This window comes from Pseudokineococcus marinus (genome assembly GCF_013004605.1).
Taxonomy (GTDB): domain Bacteria; phylum Actinomycetota; class Actinomycetes; order Actinomycetales; family Quadrisphaeraceae; genus Pseudokineococcus; species Pseudokineococcus marinus.
The window spans coordinates 1-2,321 of the sequence record NZ_JABEMA010000400.1 but is presented as its reverse complement, the minus strand read 5'-3'; the positions used below and the strand labels follow the sequence as shown (position 1 = coordinate 2,321).

The following is a 2,321-nucleotide window of genomic DNA, read 5'->3' as shown; positions in this document are numbered from 1 at the left end:
GCGGCAGCGGTGGCTCGCCGCCTGCCGCGGCCTGGGCGACGCCGGGTGGCCCGTCCTCGACCGCGCGCCCGGGGGCGGGCCGCGCCGCTGGCGCCTCGGGGAGCTCGCCGTGGCGTGGTCGGCCGTCGCCGGCTGAGGAGGGCGTCCGGGGAAGGGGCGGAGAGGAGGGCGGCAGGAGGGCCGGGAGGAGCTCGGCCCTACCAGCCGACGGGGCCGGAGCGGCCGCCGCCCCCGCCGCCCACCGAGCGCAGCGCGGGGCGGACGTCGGCGAGGTACACCGCGCCCGCGACGAGGGAGATGACGATGAGGCCGAGGCCGCCGAGCCCGGCGAAGCTGATGAGCGAGGCCACGGCGAGGATGGCGACCCACTTGTTCTTCGTGAGCTTGCCCGCCGCCGCGAAGGCGCCCGCCGGTCGGCGGACGGCGTCGACGAGGGCGAAGACGCACACCGCCAGCACCGCCAGCCCGAGGAGGAGCGTGACGTACCCCTGGGCCGCGAAGACACCGCTCATGGGAGGAGCGTAGGCGGGCGACGGGGCGGGCGACCCCCCGCCCGCCGGGGCCTCCACCGACCGGCCCCCTCCCCCGCTCGGTCGCCGACGGCTCAGACGTCGAGCACGAGGGTGACGGGCCCGTCGTTCACGAGCTCGACCGCCATGTCGGCGCCGAAGCGGCCCGTCGCGACCTCGAGGCCGCGCTCGCGCAGGCCCGCGGCGACGGCGTCGACGAGCGGCTCCGCGACGTCCCCCGGCGCGGCCGCCGACCAGCTGGGCCGGCGCCCCCTGCGGGTGTCGCCCTGGAGCGTGAACTGGCTGACGACGAGCACGGGCGCCCCGGCGTCCACTGCGGAGGCGTCCCCGCGCAGCACGCGCAGCTCCGCCGTCTTCCGCACGAGCGCGGCCACCTGCTCCGGGCCGTCGTCGCGCGCGACGCCGACGAGGAGGACCAGCGCCTGCCCGCCGGGCGGGTCGACCTCGCCGACGACCTCCCCGTCGACGACGACGCGCGCCCGGGTGACGCGCTGGAGCACCGCCCTCACGGCAGCAGCGGGACGTCGACGCCGCGGACCTCGCCCACCGGCTCGCCGTGCCCGAGCACCGGCGCGGTCGCCTGCTCCGCGACGACGGGGGCGTCGACGCCGAGCGCCCGCAGAGCGGCCGCCATCGCGACGGGGCGGGCGCGGTCCCCGCCGTCGAGCACCTTGAGGGCGACGGCGCGCCCGTCGGGGAGCGCCGCGGCGTAGACCGCCTCCGCGCCGTCCTTGGCGATGAGCCCGGGGACGCCCCGCAGGAGCGCCGTGACGTCGCGGCGCGTGCCGCCGACCCACACGGGGAAGTCGCGGACGGCCTGCGCCAGCGCCTGCCCGGGCGTGCCGCGCTCCGCCGTCGCGAGGCGCGAGAAGGCCCGCGCGAGGCCGGAGAGCGGGACGGCCGGCAGCGGCGTGCCGCAGCCGTCCGTCGTCAGCAGCTCGCCCGTGCCGGCGGCGTCCGCCCCCGTGAGCTCCCGGACGGCGTCGAGGACGGCCCGCTGCAGCGGGTGGCCCGGGTCGAGGTAGTCCTCCGTCGACCAGCCCGCGGCGACGCAGGTGGCGAGCATCGCCGCGTGCTTGCCCGAGCAGTTCTGGGCGAGGCGCTCCGGGGAGCGCCCCTCCGCCTGCCAGCGGGCGCGCAGCTCGGGGTCGGACGGCAGGTCGGGGGTGTTCCGCAGCGCCCCCTCGTCGAGGCCGACCGAGGCGAGGACGCGCCGGGCGCCCTCGCGGTGGAAGTCCTCGCCGCTGTGGCTCGCCGTCGCCAGCGCCAGCAGGTCCCCGCCGAGGCGCAGGCCAGAGCGCAGCATCGCGAGCGCCTGGACGGGCTTGAGGGACGAGCGGGGCAGCACGAGGACGTCCGGGTCGCCGAGGCCGCCGAGCACCGCGCCGTCGGGACCGACGAGGACGACGTGCCCGAGGTGGGCCGACTCGACGACGCCGCCGCGCCGCACCGTCGCGATCGGGACGGCGCCCGCGAGGGGTCCGGGCGCGGCGGTGGGTCGGTCGGCAGGAGGCGTCGGCACGAGCCCGAGGGTAGGCCGGGGGGCCGGCCCGCCGAGGACGGCGCCGCCGCGGCAGCGGTGGACGCAGGACGCCGTCCACCGCGGCGTGCGTCCACCGCTGCCGAGGGAGGGGCCGGCCGCGCCCTCTAGCGTCGCCGGCGTGGAGGGACGCGTGGCGCGGCTGGGGCTCACCCCGCTCAAGGGGGCGGCGCACGTCCGGCCCGCGCGGGTCGACGTCGCCGCGCACGGGGCCGTCGGCGACCGCGGCTGGTGCTGCGTCGAGCGGGACC

3 protein-coding genes are annotated in these 2,321 nt (G+C 79.8%); all 3 read right to left on the bottom strand.

Going from position 1 to position 2,321, the window contains the following annotated elements; genetic code table 11:
* Positions 1-197 precede the first annotated feature (197 nt).
* Positions 198-512, bottom strand: a complete 315-nt coding sequence (locus tag HLB09_RS15930) for a DUF2516 family protein (protein ID WP_171204295.1) — start codon at positions 510-512, stop codon at positions 198-200.
* 92 nt (positions 513-604) lie between these two features.
* Positions 605-1,039 carry a D-aminoacyl-tRNA deacylase gene (gene dtd, locus HLB09_RS15925; protein ID WP_171204294.1) on the bottom strand — a complete coding sequence of 145 codons (435 nt, stop codon included), beginning with the start codon at positions 1,037-1,039 and terminating at the stop codon, positions 605-607.
* Entirely contained in the window at positions 1,036-2,052 is a 1,017-nt protein-coding gene (locus HLB09_RS15920) for an asparaginase (protein WP_171204293.1), read from the bottom strand. Before HLB09_RS15920 ends, dtd begins: the two co-directional genes overlap by 4 nt.
* Between the last annotated feature and the right edge of the window lie 269 nt (positions 2,053-2,321).

Coding starts and splice junctions, on each gene's coding strand:
- HLB09_RS15930 (WP_171204295.1), bottom strand. CDS start 512: ATGAGCGGTGTCTTCGCGGCCCAGGGGTACGTCACGCTCCTCCTCGGG.